The organism is Stenotrophomonas sp. STEN020 (genome assembly GCF_056760195.1).
Genome location: NZ_JBRREI010000019.1, coordinates 1 through 17,929, shown reverse-complemented (window position 1 = coordinate 17,929; position 17,929 = coordinate 1). Strand labels below are relative to the sequence as shown.

The 17,929-nt window shown below is 63.8% G+C and carries 16 protein-coding genes; 10 read left to right on the top strand and 6 right to left on the bottom strand.

Features of this window, described 5'->3' with window-relative positions; all coding sequences use genetic code 11:
- Window positions 1–262 precede the first annotated feature (262 nt).
- Both ACVOLZ_RS10110 and ACVOLZ_RS10105 read left to right on the top strand, forming a co-directional pair.
- A complete protein-coding gene (locus ACVOLZ_RS10110; protein WP_481516009.1) occupies window positions 263–1,441 on the top strand; it encodes a CaiB/BaiF CoA transferase family protein in 1,179 nt (392 codons plus the stop codon).
- 16 nt (window positions 1,442–1,457) lie between these two features.
- Window positions 1,458–2,573 (top strand): CaiB/BaiF CoA transferase family protein, encoded by a 1,116-nt coding sequence (locus tag ACVOLZ_RS10105; protein ID WP_481516008.1) that lies wholly within the window; start codon window positions 1,458–1,460, stop codon window positions 2,571–2,573.
- Window positions 2,574–2,666: 93 nt separating this feature from the next.
- Here the strand turns inward: ACVOLZ_RS10105 and ACVOLZ_RS10100 are convergent, their stop codons facing one another.
- Together ACVOLZ_RS10100 and hrpB are read right to left on the bottom strand one after the other, a co-directional pair.
- Window positions 2,667–3,023: a hypothetical protein gene (locus tag ACVOLZ_RS10100; protein ID WP_282268299.1), complete on the bottom strand. Its 357-nt coding sequence runs from the start codon at window positions 3,021–3,023 to the stop codon at window positions 2,667–2,669.
- A 308-nt stretch (window positions 3,024–3,331) separates the two neighbouring features.
- Window positions 3,332–5,944 carry an ATP-dependent helicase HrpB gene (gene hrpB, locus ACVOLZ_RS10095; protein ID WP_481516007.1) on the bottom strand — a complete coding sequence of 871 codons (2,613 nt, stop codon included), beginning with the start codon at window positions 5,942–5,944 and terminating at the stop codon, window positions 3,332–3,334.
- Between the two features lie 133 nt (window positions 5,945–6,077).
- Here hrpB and ACVOLZ_RS10090 point away from each other — a divergent pair, with 133 nt between their 5' ends.
- Window positions 6,078–6,875 carry a TatD family hydrolase gene (locus ACVOLZ_RS10090; RefSeq protein WP_481516006.1) on the top strand — a complete coding sequence of 266 codons (798 nt, stop codon included), beginning with the start codon at window positions 6,078–6,080 and terminating at the stop codon, window positions 6,873–6,875.
- A 22-nt stretch (window positions 6,876–6,897) separates the two neighbouring features.
- Here ACVOLZ_RS10090 and panE read toward each other — a convergent pair whose 3' ends face one another.
- From panE to ACVOLZ_RS10075, 3 genes are all read right to left on the bottom strand, one after another.
- Window positions 6,898–7,836 carry a 2-dehydropantoate 2-reductase gene (gene panE / locus ACVOLZ_RS10085; protein ID WP_481516005.1) on the bottom strand — a complete coding sequence of 313 codons (939 nt, stop codon included), beginning with the start codon at window positions 7,834–7,836 and terminating at the stop codon, window positions 6,898–6,900.
- Window positions 7,837–8,052: 216 nt separating this feature from the next.
- Window positions 8,053–8,847: an ABC transporter permease gene (locus ACVOLZ_RS10080; RefSeq protein ID WP_481516004.1), complete on the bottom strand. Its 795-nt coding sequence runs from the start codon at window positions 8,845–8,847 to the stop codon at window positions 8,053–8,055.
- Window positions 8,844–9,797 carry an ABC transporter ATP-binding protein gene (locus ACVOLZ_RS10075; protein WP_481516003.1) on the bottom strand — a complete coding sequence of 318 codons (954 nt, stop codon included), beginning with the start codon at window positions 9,795–9,797 and terminating at the stop codon, window positions 8,844–8,846. Before ACVOLZ_RS10075 ends, ACVOLZ_RS10080 begins: the two co-directional genes overlap by 4 nt.
- Before the next feature lie 98 nt (window positions 9,798–9,895).
- Between ACVOLZ_RS10075 and ACVOLZ_RS10070 the strand changes: the two genes are divergently transcribed.
- The 7 genes from ACVOLZ_RS10070 (at window position 9,896) to ACVOLZ_RS10040 (ending at window position 16,895) form a co-directional block, all read left to right on the top strand.
- Window positions 9,896–10,672 carry a ferredoxin--NADP reductase gene (locus ACVOLZ_RS10070; protein WP_481516002.1) on the top strand — a complete coding sequence of 259 codons (777 nt, stop codon included), beginning with the start codon at window positions 9,896–9,898 and terminating at the stop codon, window positions 10,670–10,672.
- A gap of 417 nt (window positions 10,673–11,089) precedes the next feature.
- The gene (locus tag ACVOLZ_RS10065) at window positions 11,090–12,301 is read left to right on the top strand and encodes a GGDEF domain-containing protein (RefSeq protein ID WP_481516001.1); all 1,212 of its coding nucleotides are present in this window, start codon (window positions 11,090–11,092) and stop codon (window positions 12,299–12,301) included.
- Window positions 12,302–12,525: 224 nt separating this feature from the next.
- On the top strand, window positions 12,526–13,110 hold the full coding sequence (locus ACVOLZ_RS10060) for a hypothetical protein (protein ID WP_481516000.1): 585 nt from the start codon (window positions 12,526–12,528) through the stop codon (window positions 13,108–13,110).
- A 9-nt stretch (window positions 13,111–13,119) separates the two neighbouring features.
- Complete coding sequence (locus ACVOLZ_RS10055; RefSeq protein WP_481515999.1) at window positions 13,120–13,317, top strand: helix-turn-helix transcriptional regulator; 198 nt, start codon at window positions 13,120–13,122, stop codon at window positions 13,315–13,317.
- Between the two features lie 67 nt (window positions 13,318–13,384).
- Complete coding sequence (locus tag ACVOLZ_RS10050; RefSeq protein ID WP_481515998.1) at window positions 13,385–14,920, top strand: alpha/beta hydrolase; 1,536 nt, start codon at window positions 13,385–13,387, stop codon at window positions 14,918–14,920.
- A gap of 29 nt (window positions 14,921–14,949) precedes the next feature.
- Entirely contained in the window at window positions 14,950–15,705 is a 756-nt protein-coding gene (locus ACVOLZ_RS10045) for an ABC transporter ATP-binding protein (protein WP_282271996.1), read from the top strand.
- On the top strand, window positions 15,702–16,895 hold the full coding sequence (locus ACVOLZ_RS10040; RefSeq protein WP_481515997.1) for an ABC transporter permease: 1,194 nt from the start codon (window positions 15,702–15,704) through the stop codon (window positions 16,893–16,895). The genes ACVOLZ_RS10045 and ACVOLZ_RS10040 overlap by 4 nt, the downstream gene beginning before the upstream one ends.
- A 125-nt stretch (window positions 16,896–17,020) precedes the next feature.
- On the opposite strand, the gene ACVOLZ_RS10035 is transcribed toward ACVOLZ_RS10040, so the two are convergent.
- The gene (locus tag ACVOLZ_RS10035; RefSeq protein ID WP_481515996.1) at window positions 17,021–17,755 is read right to left on the bottom strand and encodes a hypothetical protein; all 735 of its coding nucleotides are present in this window, start codon (window positions 17,753–17,755) and stop codon (window positions 17,021–17,023) included.
- Window positions 17,756–17,929: the final 174 nt, after the last annotated feature.

Sequence of the window (17,929 nt, the reverse complement as noted above, 5' to 3'; positions counted from 1 at the left end):
GGGAGGCTCTACAAGCAAAGTCAAAAGCTCCCCTCATCCGCCCTTCGGGCACCTTCTCCCGCTTGCGGGAGAAGGGATAGAGCAACAGCAACAGCAACAGCAACAGCCAAGGCCAAAGCCAAAGCCAAAGCCAAAGCCAAAGCCAGAACCAAAGCCAGAACCAAAGCCAGAACCAAAGCAACAGCCAGGCAGACGCAACAGCAGCATCCCTTCACCGCGGTCATCAACCGCCGCGGTGCTTTTTACAAACCAGAGGCCACACATGAAAGACCTTCCCCTGCAGGGACTACGCATCCTTGCCGTCGAACAGTACGGTGCTGGCCCCTATGGCTCGATGCATCTGGCCGACCTCGGCGCCGAAGTCATCAAGATCGAATCCCCACCGGGCGGCGACGTTTCGCGCGCCACCGGTCCGTACTTCCTGGGCGAAGGCGACAGCCTGTTCTTCCAGACCTTCAACCTCAACAAGCGCTCGCTGCGCCTGGATCTGAAAGCCGCCGAAGGTCGCGAAGTCTTCGAGAAGCTGGTCACCAGCGCCGATGCCGTGCTCAACAACCTGCGTGGTGACCAGCCCGGCAAGCTCGGCCTGGACTACGCCACGCTCAGCAAGCTCAACCCGAAGATCGTCTGCGCCCACTTGTCCGCCTACGGCCGCGACAACGAGCGTGCGGCATGGCCTGGCTACGACTATCTGATGCAGGCCGAAGCCGGCTTCATGGCGCTGACCGGTGAGCCCGATGCGCCGCCGGCACGCTTTGGTCTGTCGATGGTCGACTTCATGACCGGCACCACCATGTCGATGGGTCTGCTCGCCGCCATCATCGGTGCGATGCGTACCGGCCTTGGCCGCGATGTGGATGTCAGCCTGTTCGATGTGGCCCTGCACCAGCTCAGCTATCCGGCCACCTGGTATCTCAATGAGGGCCACCGCACCGAACGCCTCTCACGCAGCGCGCACCCGTCCACCGTGCCGTGCCAGGTCTATCGCACCGCTGATGGCTGGGTGATGGTGATGTGCATGCTGGAGAAATTCTGGCAGACCTTCGTTGAAGGCATCGGTAGTCCTGCATGGGCCGCCGAGCCGCGTTTTGCCAACTTCGCTGAGCGCCGCAAGGTACGTGAGGAGCTGACGGTGCTGGTCGACGCAATCCTCAGCACTCAGCCCACCGCTCACTGGACGCAGAAGTTCGCTGGCCGTATTCCAATCGCGCCGGTGCTGGATATCGCCCAGGCGCTCGACAATCCCTATGTGCGCGATGTCGACATGCTGCAGGACGTCGAGCACGCACAGGGCACACAGCGCCTGCTGCGCAATCCGATCAAGCTCGACGGCCAGCGGTTGAGCGGTAGTGCTTGTCCGCCGCTCAATGCGGATGCCGACGCATTGCTGCGCGAGCTGGGCTACAACGATGCAGATCGCGCGCGCCTGCTAGACGCATGACGCAACGGAGTCGATGATGAAACTTGAAGGTGTACGCGTACTCGATCTGTCGCTGTTCCTGCCGGGCCCACACCTGACCATGATGATGGCCGATCATGGCGCCGACGTGATCAAGATCGAGCCGCCCAGCGGCGAGCCGGTGCGCGAGGTAGGGCTCAAGCAGGCAGGTGTTTCCACCTGGTTCCGCAATACCCATCGCGGCAAGCGCTGCATCGTGCTGGATCTGAAGAGCGCCGATGGTAAGGCCGCCTTCGCCAAGCTGGTGGAGTGGGCCGATGTGGTGGTGGAGGCGTTCCGCCCCGGCGTCGCAACGCGCCTGGGCATCGACTACGACAGCTGCAAGGCGATCAATCCGAAGCTGGTGTACTGCTCGATCAGTGCCTTTGGCCAGACCGGCCCCAAGGTCAATCGGCCTGCCCACGATCTGGCGATGCAGGCCGATACCGGCGTGGTCAGCTTGAACCGCGCGCCGGATGGCACGCCGGCAATGCCGCATATGCCGGTGGCCGACATGGCAGGCTCGCTGATGGCGCTCAACGGCATCCTGATGGCCTTGTTCCGCCGCGAGCGCACGGGTGAAGGCGACTACATCGATCTGTCGATGCAGGATGCCTTGATGGCGTGGTTGCCAAACGTGCTGGGCCCGCCGTTCGCACTCGGCCGCGACCCGGTGGTCAAGGAAGAACGCAGTTGGGGCGGCAATGCCTTGTACAAGCTGTACCGCTGCTCCGACGATCGTTGGATCGCACTCGGCGGCGCAGAGCACAAGTTCGCCGAGAACCTGTTGAGCGCGCTCGGTCGCGCCGACCTGATCCATCTCTGCCATCTGCCACCGGGCAGCGGTCAGGACCCGGTCAAGGAGTTCCTGGCCGAAACCTTTGCCCGCCGCAGCTTGGTGGAATGGACGCTGTTCCTGCACGACATCGACGTGTGCTGGGCGCCGGTCAAGACGCTGACCGAAGCCTTCAATGATCCGCATACGCGTGCGCGCGATATGGTCTGGACCGATGCACAGGGCGGCACCCACCTGGGCATTCCGATCAAGTTTGCCAACGAACCGGGGCGTATCAATCCGCAGTTGGATGGCATCGGCCAATCCACCGCAGCCGTATTGGCAGAACTAGGTCTCTAGCAAGCTGCAGGACCTGCTCCCTCCCTTGCGCTACGCGCAGGGGAGGGTTGGGGAGGGGGGCTTTTGATTCAAGCACCACCCCAAAAACCAAACTCAGGCGTCGCTACCGATATCGCTGGTCTCATCAGTCACGCTGGCCGCATGACGGCGGCGCTGCGCGATCTGCCGCGACTTGGCCTCGATGGCCTCGTTGTCACGCTTGTTCTTGCGGTACAACGCATAGCCAATTAGCCCCAGGCCAACGGCCGCAACCGCGACGGTAGCGGTGGGGTTGCGCTTGGCGACGCGGGTAACGGCACGGCCGCCGGTCTTCATCGCACCAATGGCCGCGCCGGTCTTGAGCCATTCGGCTGCGCTGGAACCACCGTGCTTGATGTTGCCACCGGCGCTGTTGACCAGTTCCAGTGCACGTTCCAGTGCCGGGCCGGTGATATCGCTGAACTTGCTCATGTGGGGACTCCATGTAGATGAGGGCCAGACCCTGAGTTTTACCAGAGGGACGTGTACGGGATGTTAGCCGGGAAGGGTTGGGCGTTGTTGTGGAAGGCTGAAGCGGGAGTAACGATAGCTGCGAACGTCAAAAGCTACCCCTCCCCAACCCTCCCCTTGCCTGCGGCAAAGGGAGGGGGCGGTTCTTGGCAATCTGTCAGAGTGCAGCGCCCCGCTTTGCTCCCTCCCTTGCGCGAAGCGCAGGGGAGGGTTGGGGAGGGGTGCTGTTGCTCTCGCTTCTGCCTTGGCCCCAACCCAAGCAACCCCAATCAAGTCCCCCGAGGCTTCGCCCTATGCGTCGCCGTAGCGCTCCAAGGATCATCCGGCCATGGATGCCGCGGATAGCGCCCCTTCATTTCTTTCTTGACTTCGGCATAGGTGTTCTGCCAGAAATTACGCAGGTCGCCGGTTACCTGCAGCGGCTTGCCGCCCGGTGACAACAGGTGCAACAGCAACGGCACACGCCCATCGGCAATACGCGGCGTATCGGCCAAGCCGAACAGCTCCTGCAGCTTCACCGCCAACACAGGCGGGCGCGGATTCATGCCGTCATCATCCAGCGCGTACTCGATGCGCCGTTCCATCCCCGAAGGCACGCTGACGCGCGTGGGCGCATGACGATCCACCAGCTGGCGCTTGTTCCAGTCGATGCCGGATTTCAGTGCTTCGCTCAGCTCTTCCTCGGACAAGGCTTCCAGACGCGTTTTGCCGTTGAATGCAGGCAGCAGCCAATCATCCAGTGTGTCCAACAGCGCAGCGTCGGATAGATCGGGCAGCTCCAGTTCCGGCATCCAGCGACGCAGGCCCATCACCCGCCAGCGCAGTTGCTGCAGGTTCTCCGTCCATGGCAATGCATCCAGTCCCAGCTCGCGTACCGCATCTGTCAGTGCGCGTGCTGCGCGCGCAGGGTCCACCTGGCCGGCAGGGCGGCTGTCCAGCACGATGCGCTCGAAGCTGCTTTCGCGACGGGCTTCCAGTGCTCGCTTGGCACTATTCCAGCGCACCACGTCCTGGATCTTGAAGCGGCTGGGGAAGTCGCGTCGCAGGCGCTGTTCGTCCACCGGTGCCGCGCGCAGGATCAAGGCATCGCGTGGGTCGTGGCGTAGTTCGCTGATCACCAGCCATGGCTCGCCACGCAGATCGCTGTTGTCGAACTGGCGTGCACTGCGGCCATTGGCCAGCTGATAGCGCTGCGGATCATTCGGGTGCTGGGTGGCGATACGGTCGGGGAAGGCATGGGCGAGCAGGTCGCCAAGTTCATGCGCTTCGATATCTGTGGGCGGCGTGGCGTCGCAGCGCAGGCGGCGCCGCCATTGTTTGGCGGCCGCGTCGATGGCGGCCAGCCCGCCGCGATTGGCATCGAAAGGTGCGCGGCCATTGCGGAACGCTGCGAGTGCACGCCAACGCGCGGCAAGGGCATCGCCGCCCTGCCGCAGCGGGTCACGTGCATCCAACAGTGCTGCAAGGTCCGCCGCCAAGGCCTGCTCACGCGGATTGCCTGCAGACAGCAGCATTGCCGCCATGCGCGGATGCGTGCCCATCGCCAGCATGCGCTTGCCCAGTGCGGTGATGGTGTGGGCTTCGCTCAAGGCGCCCAGGCGCTGCAGCAGCTCACGCGCGGCCGACAATGCACCACTGGGCGGTGGATCGACGAAGCGCAGATCGTCACTGCCCCAGGCCGCCAGTTCCAGCGCCAGCCCGGCCAGTTCCACCTGCGCCATCTCCGGGCGGCGCTGTGGCTCCAGTCGCTGTGATTGCGGCCACAGCCGCCACGCCCAACCAGATGCCACGCGGCCGGCACGGCCGGCACGCTGGTCGGCCGAGGCCTGCGAGATGGTCACCGCATCCAAGCGCGAGAAGCCGCTGTTGGGGTCGTAGCGCGGTTCGCGCGCCAGCCCGGCATCGATCACCACGCGCACGCCGGGCAGGGTGACCGAGGACTCGGCGACGTTGGTGGCCAGCACAACCCGGCGGCGGCCGTCGGGATCGGGCTGCAGCACGCGGGTTTGCTGCTCGATTGGTAGCTCGCCGTGGAGGGGGAGCACGTCGAGCCCTTCTCCCGCCGGGAGAAGGTGGCGCGCAGCGACGGATGAGGGTTCGGGCGAAGCCAGATGCAATTGGGCGGTGCGGGTGGCGGCGCCACTTACCCTCTCCCCAACCCCTCCCCCGGAGGGGGAGGGGCTTAAAGCGGCTTGCACCCGCGCTATCTCCCGTTGCCCCGGCAGGAACACCAGTACATCGCCCGGATGCTCGGCCACCGCCTGTTCCACTGCGCGCCGGGTCTGTGCTTCCAGCGCCTCGTCGCGCCGCGCCGGGAAGTGGCTGACCTCTACCGGATAGCTGCGGCCTTCGCTGGACAGACGCGGCGCATCCAGGAACTGCGCCAGCCGCTCACCATCCAGCGTGGCTGACATCACCACGATGCGCAGGTCATCGCGCAGCTGTGACTGCACGTCCAGCGCCAATGCCAGACCTAGATCGGCCGACAGGTGCCGCTCGTGGAATTCGTCAAACAGCAGCGCGCTTACGCCTTCCAGCAGCGGATCATCCTGCAGCATGCGGGTCAGGATGCCTTCGGTGACCACTTCAATGCGGGTACGCGCGGACACCTTGTTCTCGAAGCGGATGCGGTAACCGACGGTTTCGCCGACCGGCTCACCCAACTGCTTGGCCATGAAGGTGGCGGCACTGCGCGCGGCTACCCGGCGCGGTTCCAGCATGATGATCTTGCCGCCCTGCAGCCACGGCGCGTCCAGCAGCACCAGCGGCACCTGGGTGGTCTTGCCGGCGCCGGGCGGCGCTTCCAGCACCAGCCGCGTGTGCGCGGCCAGCTGCTGGAGGATGTCGGGGAGCAGCGGAGTGATGGGAAATGCTATTGCCATTGCAGCATTGTAGAAGCCGTGCGCTTCAAGCGCCGCCAGGAACCCGGCTATACCGGCTCGTTCATCCTGCGAAGGGCTTGCCAGCGGCCAAACCTCTACAATTCCCTGTTCCCGCCTCACCACATCCAGCTCAATGCAACTGATCGACATCGGCGCCAACCTTACCCACGAATCCTTTGATCGCGACATCGACGCGGTGCTGGAGCGCGCCCGCGCCGCTGGCGTGGTGCAGATGGTGATCACCGGTGCCAGCCGCGAGCATTCGCCGATGGCGCTGGATCTGGCACGGCGTCATTCGGGTTTCCTGTACGCCACCGCTGGCGTGCACCCGCACCATGCCAGTGAGTACACCGAAGAATGCGATGCGGAAATGCGTGCATTGCAGGCGCATCCGGAAGTGGTGGCGGTGGGCGAATGTGGCTTGGACTACAACCGCGATTTCTCGCCGCGCCCGGCCCAGCGCAAGGCCTTCGAACGTCAGCTGCAGATCTCCGCTGACCTCGCCGGCAAGCCGCTGTTCCTGCATCAGCGCGACGCACATGACGACTTCATCGCGATGATGAAGAACTTCGACGGCAAGCTCGGCCCGGCGGTGGTGCATTGTTTCACCGCCGAGCGCCGTGAGTTGTTCGACTACCTGGACCGCGATTGGTATATCGGTATCACCGGCTGGCTGTGCGACGAGCGTCGTGGTGCGCACCTGCGTGAGCTGGTCAAGCACATCCCGGCCGAGCGGCTGATGATCGAGACCGACGCGCCGTACCTGTTGCCGCGTACGATGCGGCCGCTGCCCAAGGACCGCCGCAACGAGCCGGCGTTCCTGTCGCACATCGTCGAGGAACTGGCCCGCGATCGTGGCGAAGATGTGGCGGTCACCGCTGCCAACGCTACCGCCGCGACCCGCGCCTTCTTCCGCCTGCCGCCGGTCTGACGGCAGGCGCAAGGCCGAAACCTCAAACGGCGCGCTGCGCCTCGTAGGCCTGCAGGTGGCAGTACGCTGCCTGCAACAGCGGCGCCGATTGCCCAGCAGCAAGTGCCCGGCCCAGCATGTCGCCGACGATATGTGCGGCTTCCACGCGCTGCCCGGCTTCCAGATCACGCAGCATCGAGGCTTTGATCGGCGAGCCGGGCTTGGTGATCGCGCCCAGCGCGATTTCCTGTGCTTTCGCTGGAATTGGCTGCCCGGCCTGCGCGGCGACCGCAAGGCATTCGGCGTACAAGGCCTGCATGAAGGCGGTGCCGTGGTCGCTGGCAACGATGCTGCCGACATCGGCGCGCATCAGGCAGGTGCCGGCGGCGAGTGTGGTCAGGAAGGTGTACTTGATCCACTGTTCCTGGGCGATATCGGCCGAGGCGACATGGTCGATGCCGGCCTGTTCGCAGGCCTTGGCCAATGCAGCGACGCGTGCGCTGTCGGTTGCGCCATCGCGCTCGCCGAAGGTGATCTTCGCCGGCTTGTCCAGATGCAGCACCGCACCGTCCTCGGCCTTGGTTGCGCTGATGAAGCACAGGCCGCCAAGTACGTTTGCACGCCCGAACCGCGCATCCAGCGCAGCGTAGTGACGCAGGCCGTTGAGGATCGGCAACACGGTGGTATTGGCGTCAACCGCAGGCGCGATGGCATCGATCGAGCTGTCCAGGTCATAGGCCTTGCAGCTGAGGATGACCAGATCGAATGGCTGATCCTTGGCCAGTTGCGGCAGGGCATCGGCGGTGACGTGGGCGACCGGGAATACCGCATCGCCGAGTGGGCTGCGTATCACCAGGCCGTCGCGGTCGAGCTGGGCTGCGCGGTTGGGTCGCACCAGGAAGGTGACATCAACGCCGGCCTGGGCCAGCCGACCACCAAAGTAACCGCCGGTACCGCCGGCACCGAGAATCAGGATGCGCATCAGCTTGGATATCCATCAACGAAGGGGAGTGAAGCCATCATAGGTGTTCGGGGGTGTTGTAGGAGCGGCGTCAGCCGCGAAGCTGTTCCCCCTCCCTTTGCCGAAGGCAAGGGGAGGGCTGGGTAGGGGTTGCGCTTTTCGCTGTTGGATCTTTTGCTTCGCGGCTTACGCCGCTCCTACAAATCCCAAAAAAAAAGGCGCCTTTCGGCGCCTTTTTCAGCTACGCAGGCCTACGCCTCGTCGCAGCAGCCACAGCGCCAACGTGGTGAGCACGGCAACAAAGCCCAGCATCAACGCATACGACACCCACAACGGCACATCGCTGCTGCCGAGCAGGCCGTAGCGGAACGCATTGACCATGTAGAAGATCGGATTGGCGTGGGTCATCGCCTGCGCCCAACCCGGCAACAAGGTCACCGAATAGAACACGCCGCCCAGGTAGGTCAGCGGGGTCAGGATGAAGGTCGGCACGATCGCCACGTCGTCGAACTTCTTGGCGTAGACGGCATTGATGAAGCCGGCCAGCGAGAAGATCGTTGCGCCCAGCAATACCGTGGTCAGCGTCACCAGCGGGTGCGGAATGCGTACGGGGGTGAAGAACATGGCGATGATCAGCACGATCACGCCCACCATCAAGCCACGCAGCACCGCGCCTGCCACATAGCCGCCGAGGATCACCCAGTTCGGCATTGGGCTTACCAGCAGTTCTTCGATATGCCGGCCGAACTTGGCGCCGAAGAACGAGGAGCTGATGTTGCCGTAGCTGTTCTGGATCACGCTCATCATCACCAGGCCCGGCACGATGAACTGCATGTAGCTGTAGCCGCCCATCTGCCCGATCTTGGAGCCGATCAGGCCGCCGAAGATCAGGAAGTACAGGGTCATGGTGATCGCCGGCGGCACCAGGGTCTGGCCCCAGATGCGCAGGATGCGGTTGACCTCGCGACGAACGATGGTGCCCAGCGCCACCCAGTTGCGGCTGCTGTCGGTCACGGGAACGGGGGTACTCATGCTGCGCTGTTCTCCAGGTTGCCGGTGAGGCGCACGAATAGCTCCTCCAGGCGGTTGCTCTTGGTACGCATCGAACGCACGCGGATGCCGGCGGCATTCAAGGCGTCGAAGACTCGGTTCAAATCCATCGCGCGCGGCATGTCCAGGTCCAGCGTGTGCGCGTTGCTGGCGGTCAGCACGGCGCCTTCGATATGCGGCAGCTGCGCAGGCAGGTCACCGTCGATGTCGAACAGGAAGCCTTCCACGTCGAGCTTGGCCAGCAGGTCACGCATCGGCCCCTGCTCGACGATCTGGCCGTGGTTGATGATGGCCAGGTTGCGGCACAGCTGCTCGGCCTCTTCCAGGTAATGCGTGGTGAGGATGATGGTGGTGCCGGCGGCGTTGATTTCCTGCAGCGTTTTCCACATGTCGCGGCGGATCTCGATGTCCACGCCAGCGGTGGGCTCGTCAAGGATCAGCAGGCGCGGTCGGGTCATCATCGCGCGGGCAATCATCAGCCGGCGCTTCATGCCGCCGGACAGGGTGCGGCTCATCATCTGCGCCTTGCCCCACAGGTGCGCGCGCTTGAGTTCTTCCTCGGCGCGGACCTCGGCCTCGGCACGCGGAATCCCGTAGAAGCCGGCGTAGTTCACCAGGATGTCGAAGGGCTTTTCGAACAGGTTGAAGTTGATCTCCTGCGGCACCAGCCCGATCAGGCGCATGGTGGCGCTGCGTTCGGCCACCAGGTCGCTGCCGAACACCTGTACCTGGCCTTCGCTCAGGTTCACCAGTGAAGAAACAATGCCGATCAGGGTCGACTTGCCAGCGCCGTTGGGGCCGAGCAGGGCAAAGAAGTCGCCTGGTGCGACTTCCAGCGACACGCCCTTCAAGGCCTGGACGCCGTTGTCATAGGTCTTGCGCAGGTCGGTGATGCGCAGGGCGGCTGCGCCGGGAGCAGTACGGGAGTCCAATCTTGGGCCTTCGCGCCGGGTACAGGCGTCGGATAAGTGCAGGCGGCTATTATAGGAGGCCCCGTGGTCCATACCCGGTTACACACTGTTCCCCTCCTGTGCCAATCCAATTCCCCCTCAAGCTGGTCGGCCGCCACATGCTGGCGCCCAGCATCGGCCACTACCAGTTCGTCCGTGACGACGGTCAGCCGCTGGATTTCCTGCCCGGCCAGTTCATTCAGGTTCACTTCGAGTACGCCGATGGCACCCCGGCCAAGCGCAGCTACTCGCTGGCTACCATCCACGACCACGCCTTGGGCCCGGGCGACGCGGTGGAAATTGCGGTCAGCTTCGTCCCCGGCGGCGCTGCCACGGCCCTGTTCGAGGGCATGGCACTGGGCGACCACATCAGCGGCAGCGGCCCGTTCGGCCGTTTCTGCCTGCAGCCGGGCGACCACAATGCCCGCTATGTACTGATCGCCACCGGCACCGGCGTCACCCCCTACCGTTCGATGCTGCCGCAGCTGCAGGCGGCGATGGTCGAGCGTGGCGTGGAAGTGGTGCTGCTGCAGGGCGCCCGCACGCCGGAAGAATTGCTGTACAGCGACGACTTCTACGCCTTCGCTGCCGCCAACCCTGGCTTCCGCTACATGCCCTGCCTGTCGCGCGAGCTGCCGGAAAACCCGCACGGCGATGTCCGCAAGGGCTACGTGCAGCAGCAGTTGGCCGAAATAGCTCTGGATCCGGCCCGCGATATCGTCTATCTGTGCGGCAACCCGGACATGGTCGATAGCTGCGTGGAAGTGCTCAAGGCCGCCGGACTGCCGATGCCGCAGATCCGTCGCGAGAAGTACGTCAGCCCGCCCGCGCCGAAGCCGCCTGTCGAGCGCGTCTGAGCCGCTCCCTTGGTATGCGGTAGAGGCCTGGTCTCTGCCGACCAAGGGTGTGCGTTGCATGTATGGCAGTCGGCTATACAGTGGCCTTGGTGCAGCGCATCCTCATCAGCAGGTTGCGCTCGCTAGAACAATCACCGCAGATTCTGCATCGGTCCGTTGTCGGGCCGATGGCCCCGTGCGCGCAGCGCAGCGTTGATCCGATAAACCTCGGCTCCCTGTAGCGCAGAAGAGCGAGTGAAGACAAAAGAATGTACTGAAATAATCACGTGGAGGAGCCGGATTCCGCAATCGGCGGATACACGTTTTGCCATTTCGAAAGTGCTTGTGCGTTATGTGATTGCCATCGCGATTGACGACCAACTGAATTCGCCTGGACGGCGCTAAGGTTCCCCGCAAGAGGGAAGGGAGCGGTAGTCAATGACAGCGGAACTGGCCACTTTTTTCGCGGCTATCAGCATCGTGGTGAGCGTTGGTGTCGCCATGGGGTTCTCTCTGGTATTGCTGGTATTGCCGCATAGCCCTGCATTGCGTGCATGGGTGGCAAGTCTGTGGCTGCTGGCGCTGTCGGTGTTCTTCCAGCTGATTGCCGCGCCACCGATCGGCTGGCCGTTGAAGCTGCTGGTCATGCTGTCATCACTGTTCGGCGCAGCGTTGTTGATAAAAGGCGTCGCCCTGCATGCTGGGCGACGGCTGGCCATCTGGAGACCGATGCTGGTGATGGGGCCGTTCTTCCTTGCGCTGTTGATCGATGCACAGCTGCTACATGTCAGTGGCATGCAACGCGATCTGTCGAACCTGTCGGCACTGGTGATGTACACATGGATCACCTGGATGTTGCTACGTGATACGCCGCAGAGCCTGCGTTTGAGTTATCGCCTGGCGGGCGGTGTATTCATTCTGCATATGCTGTTCTGTCTCTACGGCCTCGGCTTCTCCGGCGAAGTTTCCGGCGGCAGCGCGGATGAACTTTCCTTCGCCGTGCTGCTCAGGATCTGCGGCGGGATCGTGTTGTTGATGGCGCAGTGCTTCGCGCTGATGCTGCTGCTGGTGGAGCAGTTGTTCTGCGAGCTGCGCGACCGCGCCACGCATGACGGCATGACCGGCCTGCTCAACCGTGCTGCCTTGATGGCAGAGGGTCGCAAGCGGCTGGCTGAGGCCGTCGCAAAAGGGCAGCCGTTCGCGGCCTTGATCATCGATCTGGATTACTTCAAGCGCATCAACGACAGCTGGGGGCATCTGGCGGGGGACGAAGTGTTGATGCATTTCTCCCGGCTGGCGCGCGACTGCGTTGCCGACCAGAACAGCCTGCTGTGTCGCTACGGCGGTGAGGAGTTCGTGCTGTTGTTGCCTGGCGCTTCGGCAGCCGAGGCGATCGCGATGGCGCAGGAGATTTTGACGAAGGTGCGGGCTGCCAACGTGACGGCGGCAGGGCAGGCGCTTGGCTACACGGTCAGCATAGGTGTGCATGTGGCGCGCACCGCGGCAACCTTGGAGCAGGTGCTGACCCATGCTGACGCGGCGTTGTACCAGGCAAAAGCGGCCGGCCGCGACCGTGCCTGCATGGCCGATAGCGTTGAGGCGGTCGGGGCGCGATGGAAACCTTCCGCGCGCCGCGCCGCGATGGGGTGAGCTTTGCTGGCAGGTGACGGCAAGGTCGTGACCCTGCCTGTAAAGGACGCTTGACAAGAGCCCGGGGCCGGTATCAGGATGTGTAAAGCATCCTTTACAGGACTTGTCATGATCGTCTTTCGCCGTAGTCGAGCTTTGCGCACTGTGGTCCCGGCAGGGGCCGCCAGCATCGCAGCACAGCTGTACCGCAGGCCGTCATCGGCGTCTGCGGGCAGGAACCGGCCATGAAGCGCAACGCCGTTTCCCTGTGGTTGCTGTTGGCGGCTGGGATTCTGGCTGTCGTCGGCGCATTGTTGAACACCTATGCATCCTCGCGCGTCGGTAGTTATGCGGTGGGGATCGTGTTCGGCACAGCCTTGGGCCTGGCCGCCGCCGCCGCGTTGCGCCGGTTGATGCCCGACGGCTGCGATGTTGCGCCGGCCAAGCTGCGCAAGCGCTATACCCGCGAGGTGATGCTGGCCATGGCCGGCTACGTGGTGCTGTTGGTGCTGTCGATCCTGCTGCTCAAGCGGGTCGAGGACGGCGTGCTGCGCGCCCTTATCGCACTGCTACCGGTGCCGCCAATGATGCTGGTGCTGCGTGCGATGATTCGCTACATCCGCGATGCCGATGAGCTGCAGCAACGCATCGAGCTGGAGGCAGTGAGTTTTGCCACGGCATTCATTTCGCTGCTGTACCTGACGGGGGGCTTTCTGCAGTCGGCCAAGGTCATCGATGTGCCGTCCAACGTGGCGATGATCTGGGTGTTTCCCTTGGTCTGCCTGTCGTATGGGCTGGCCAAGGCCGTGGTCGCACGGCGCTATCACTGAGCCCGGGCGATGGATAACCGATTGCGCGAGTTGCGCGAAGCCAAGGGCTGGTCGCAGGGCGAGCTGGCCGAGCAGCTGGAGGTTTCCCGGCAGACGGTCAACGCGCTGGAGACCGGCAAGTACGATCCCAGTCTGCCGTTGGCGTTCCGTATCGCCCGGCTGTTCGAAAGTCGAATTGAAGAAATTTTCTTTCCTGATGTCACATAGCTGCCGCGCCCGCGTCTGGATGCAGGTAGATCCGTTTTTTCTTCAACCGTGAGGGGCTGTTCCGATGATGTCCCGTAAGACCCAAACCATCCTCGCCTTGGCCGTTATAGCCGGCATCGTCGGCTACCGCCTGGTGCGGTCAACCGATACGCCAGCGTCAGTGCCTGCTGCGACCGGAGCCACAGCTGTATCGGCTGCGCCCGGCAAGCCGCAGACGCTTGGCAGCTTGAACTTCCAACCCTGCAGCCTGAGCTCGGCCGGCAGCCGCGACAGCCTGGAAGCGCAGTGCACCACGCTGGAAGTCCCCGAAGACCGGGCAAACCCGCAAGGCCGCAAGATCGCCCTGAACATCGCCTGGGTTGCACCGGAGAAGGAAAGCGACCTGCAGCCGGATCCGGTGTTCTTCCTGGCCGGTGGCCCGGGCCAGGCCGCGGTCGCTACCTATCCGCAGGTGGACCCGGCATTTGCCGAGGTGCGCAAGCACCGCAACGTGATCCTGGTCGACCAGCGCGGCACCGGCAAATCCAATCTGCTGGCTTGCGATACGCCGGACGATGCGGATTTCAGCACGGCCTCGATGGTGGCAGCGGCGCAGAGCTGTGCAACCGAGCTGGCAAAGAAGGCCGACCTGCGCTTCTACACCACCACCGATGCGGTGGCGGATCTGGATGCGGTGCGCCAGGCCATCGGTGCGACGCAGATCAATCTGGTCGGTGTCAGCTACGGCACCCGTGTGGCCCAGCAGTACGCCATGCGTCATCCGCAGGCCACCCGCAGCATCGTGCTCGACTCGGTAGTGCCGAACAGCCTGCAGCTGGGCAATATCTTCGCGCGCAACCTGGATGATGCGCTGGCGCTGCAGTTCGCCCAATGCACCAAGACCGCCTCGTGCAAGGACAAGCTGGGTGATCCACGTGCCGAGCTGGACACGCTGCTGGCCAAGCTGCGTGCGCAGCCGGTGACGGTTCAGTACCGCGACGCCAGCACAGGCGAACAGCAGCAGGGCGAGCTGCGTGCCGAAACCGTTGCCGGACTGGTGCGCATGTATGCCTACATGCCGGCTGCCGGCGCGTTGCTGCCCAAGCTCATCCATGAAGCCAATGGCGGCCGCTACGACAACCTGATGGCGCTGACGCAGATGCTGCAGGGCGAGATGAAGGATGCCATGGCGATGGGCATGCAGCTGTCGGTGGTGTGCAGCGAAGACAAGGAAAGCATGGTCGCCAAAGGTGCCGACGCGGACACCGTGCTCGGCAACCAGATGGCCGAAGCCATGGGCGCGATGTGCGCCAGCTGGCCCAAGGGCACCGCACCAGCCGACTTCCACAAGCCGCTGGCCGGCAAGGTGCCGACGCTGGTGCTGGAAGGCGAGTTCGATCCGGTGACGCCGCCGCGCTATGGCGAAGAAGTGGTCAAGCACCTGGATAACGCGCGCCTGTTCGTGCTGCGTGGCCAGGGCCACAACGTCATCGGCGCTGGCTGCATGCCCAAGCTGTTCGCGCAGTTCATCGAAAAGACCGACCCGAAGGCGCTCGACGGTGCCTGCCTGGAAAAACTCAACTACGTGCCGCCGTTCACCAGCTTCAATGGCTGGGAACCGTGACATCACCGCATCACTGAGGATTAGCTTCCATGATCGTTGCAGAACGACTCCGCAAGACCTTCCCCGGCAGGGGCAAGGACAAGACGCCGGTGATTGCCGTGGATGACGTCGGCTTCACCGCCCACGACGGCCAGATCACCGGTCTGCTCGGCCCCAATGGCGCCGGCAAGACCACCACGCTGCGCATGCTGTACACGCTGATGACGCCGGAAAGCGGCCGCGTGCTGGTCGACGGCATCGATGCCGCGGTCGACCCCAATGCGGTGCGGCGCAGCCTCGGCGTGTTGCCTGACGCGCGCGGCGTGTACAAGCGCCTGACCGCCCGCGAGAACATCGACTACTTTGGTGAACTGCATGGCATGAGCTCGGCCGCCATCGTCGAGCGCACCGCGCGCCTGGCCAAGGCGCTGCAGATGGAAGATTTCCTCGATCGTGCCACCGAAGGTTTCAGCCAGGGCCAGCGCACCAAGACCGCGATTGCCCGCGCGCTGATCCACGACCCGCGCAATGTGATTCTCGACGAGCCGACTAATGGCCTGGACGTGATGACCACCCGTGGCTTGCGTGGCTTCCTCAAGGAGCTGCGCGAGGAAGGCCGCTGCGTGATCTTCTCCAGCCACATCATGCAGGAGGTCGCTGCGCTGTGTGACCGCATCGTGATCGTCGCGCAGGGCAGGGTGGTTGCCCAGGGCACGCCGGATGAGCTGCGCGAGCAAGCCCATGAGAGCAACCTGGAGGACGCGTTCGTGAAGCTGATCGGCAGCGAGGAGGGCCTGCACGCATGAGCCAGACTGGATATTTCCGCGCCATCTTCACGGTGATGCGCAAGGAGCTGCGCGACTTCGCCCGCGATCGCCGCACCTTCCTGTTGACCTTGCTGACAGCACCGTTGCTATACCCGTTGCTGTTCCTGGGCATGAACAAGCTCACCAACCTGCGCGCTGAAACGCAGTTGGAAAAGGACTTGAGCATCCCGGTGGTGGGCATCGCCCGTGCCCCGAATCTGGTCGCCTTCCTGGCCAGCCGCGGCATCAATGCCACCGAGGCACCGGCTGACTACGAAGCATTGATCCGTAGCCAACGCGAAGATCTGGCCTTGGTCATCGACGAGAACTTCGCTGCCGACTGGCAGGCCGGCAAGCCGGCCAAGGTGGAGATCGTCGCTGATACCACGCGCCGTACCGGCGATGTGCAGATCGCCCGCGTACGCAGTGTGCTGACTGCCTACGGGCAATCGGTGGGCGCCTTGCGTCTGCTGGCACGCGGCGTCAATCCGGCGGTGGCCGCACCGGTCAATGTCGGCATCCGCGATCTGGCAACGGCCGAAGCCAAGCGCGGTATCTTCCTGTCGGTGGTGCTGCCGCTGGTGCTGATGTTGTTCGCCTTCATCGGTGGCTCGCACCTGGCGATGGACACCACCGCCGGTGAGCGTGAGCGGCAGTCGCTGGAGCCCTTGCTGGCCACGCCGGCTGCACGTGGCGCCCTGGTCAGCGGCAAGATGCTGGCAGCGGTGTTGTTGGGTCTGGCGTCGATGCTGCTGATCCTGATCTCCTTCAAGGTCAGTGCCAGCATCGGCGGTGGCGCGGCACGCTCGCTGGACGTGAGCTTCGCGGCGATGGGCAAACTGCTGGTGATCCTGCTGCCGCTGGTGCTGATCGGCACTGCCTTGCTGACCTGTCTGTCGGCCAGCTCGAAGAGCATGAAGGAAGCGCAGAGCCATATGGTCTGGTTGATGCTGCTGCCGATGTTGCCGGGCTACGCCCTGATGGCCTACCCGCTGAAGGACACCCAGCTGTGGCAGTACGCGGTGCCGTTCCTGTCGCAGAACCAGATGCTGGTGAAAGTGACCCGCGGCGAGATGCCGTCGGCCACCCAGTGGGCGGTGTATCTGGCCGCCTCGGTGCTGCTGGCAGTGCTGCTGTGGGCGGTAGCGGTATGGCGATATCGCCAGGAGCGCCTGGCAATCTCCGGCTGATAAGGCGTCTCCTGTAGTGCCGAGCCATGCTCGGCATGGGGGCTCTACCAGCAAGGCCTCTGCCGAGCATGGCTCGGCATTGCCAAAACAACAAAGGCCCGGATCACTCCGGGCCTTTGCTTTGCTCAGCGCTGCGTCGTTGCTACATACCGGACGAATTGCCCATCCTCGAAAACATAGCGGAAGACCTGCCGGCTCACGATTGGCGCCCGCCCATTGCGGCCCTCGTGACTTACCCGGGTTTCGCTGAGGTCAACAACACCGTCACCATCAAGGTCGACGAAATCCCATTCGCTGGCATGACGGTAGTAGCGGTAGCTACGCTTGCCCCAGGCGCCTTCGTTGTCATCAAAATCGACGCTGCGGATGGCCTTGGCCAAGCACCCTTCGAACTGCACAAGGTAGCGCCTGCCGCTGATGCTGCCGCCACCAGAGGCGATGCTTTCGAGCACGATCTCGGAAACGCCGTTGTTGTCGAGATCCAGGACGGATCGGATGTGACCGAAGCCGGTGTGCTCGCACACCAGACCACGCTGCGGAAAAACAATCAGTACACGCGCCGAGAAGTTTCGACCACCGGGGCCCTCTGCTTCCAGCAGGTAGCCGGGCTCCCTGCTGTGGCTGTGGAACGGCAGTGCGGTGCTGGAGTCGAAGCTGAGTATCGGGCGATCAGGATCCTGCGCAAATACTGCATAAGGGTTGGCATTGTCCGTGATCTTGAAGACAGCGTTGCTGCGGTCAACGACGAACACGGATTGCCCGCTGTTGCCCAACCAGCGCTGTATCTGTACGCCGCTGGGGGGTTCCGCCAGCGCAATTGCCGGCATCAACAGCAGTGCCATGCCCGCCCATGTCTTCATTTGCTGATCCCTGCCTGCCGGCTGCGCCGTTGGGTGGATGATCGGGTAGCGGTTGGTTGAAAGAAAGAGCTCGGCGGAGGCGGAGCTGTTTGGGAGCATGCTTCAAACAGCCGGGCCACGCTGCTGTAGTGCCGAGCCATGCTCGGCATGGGGCTCTACCGGTAAGGCGTCTGC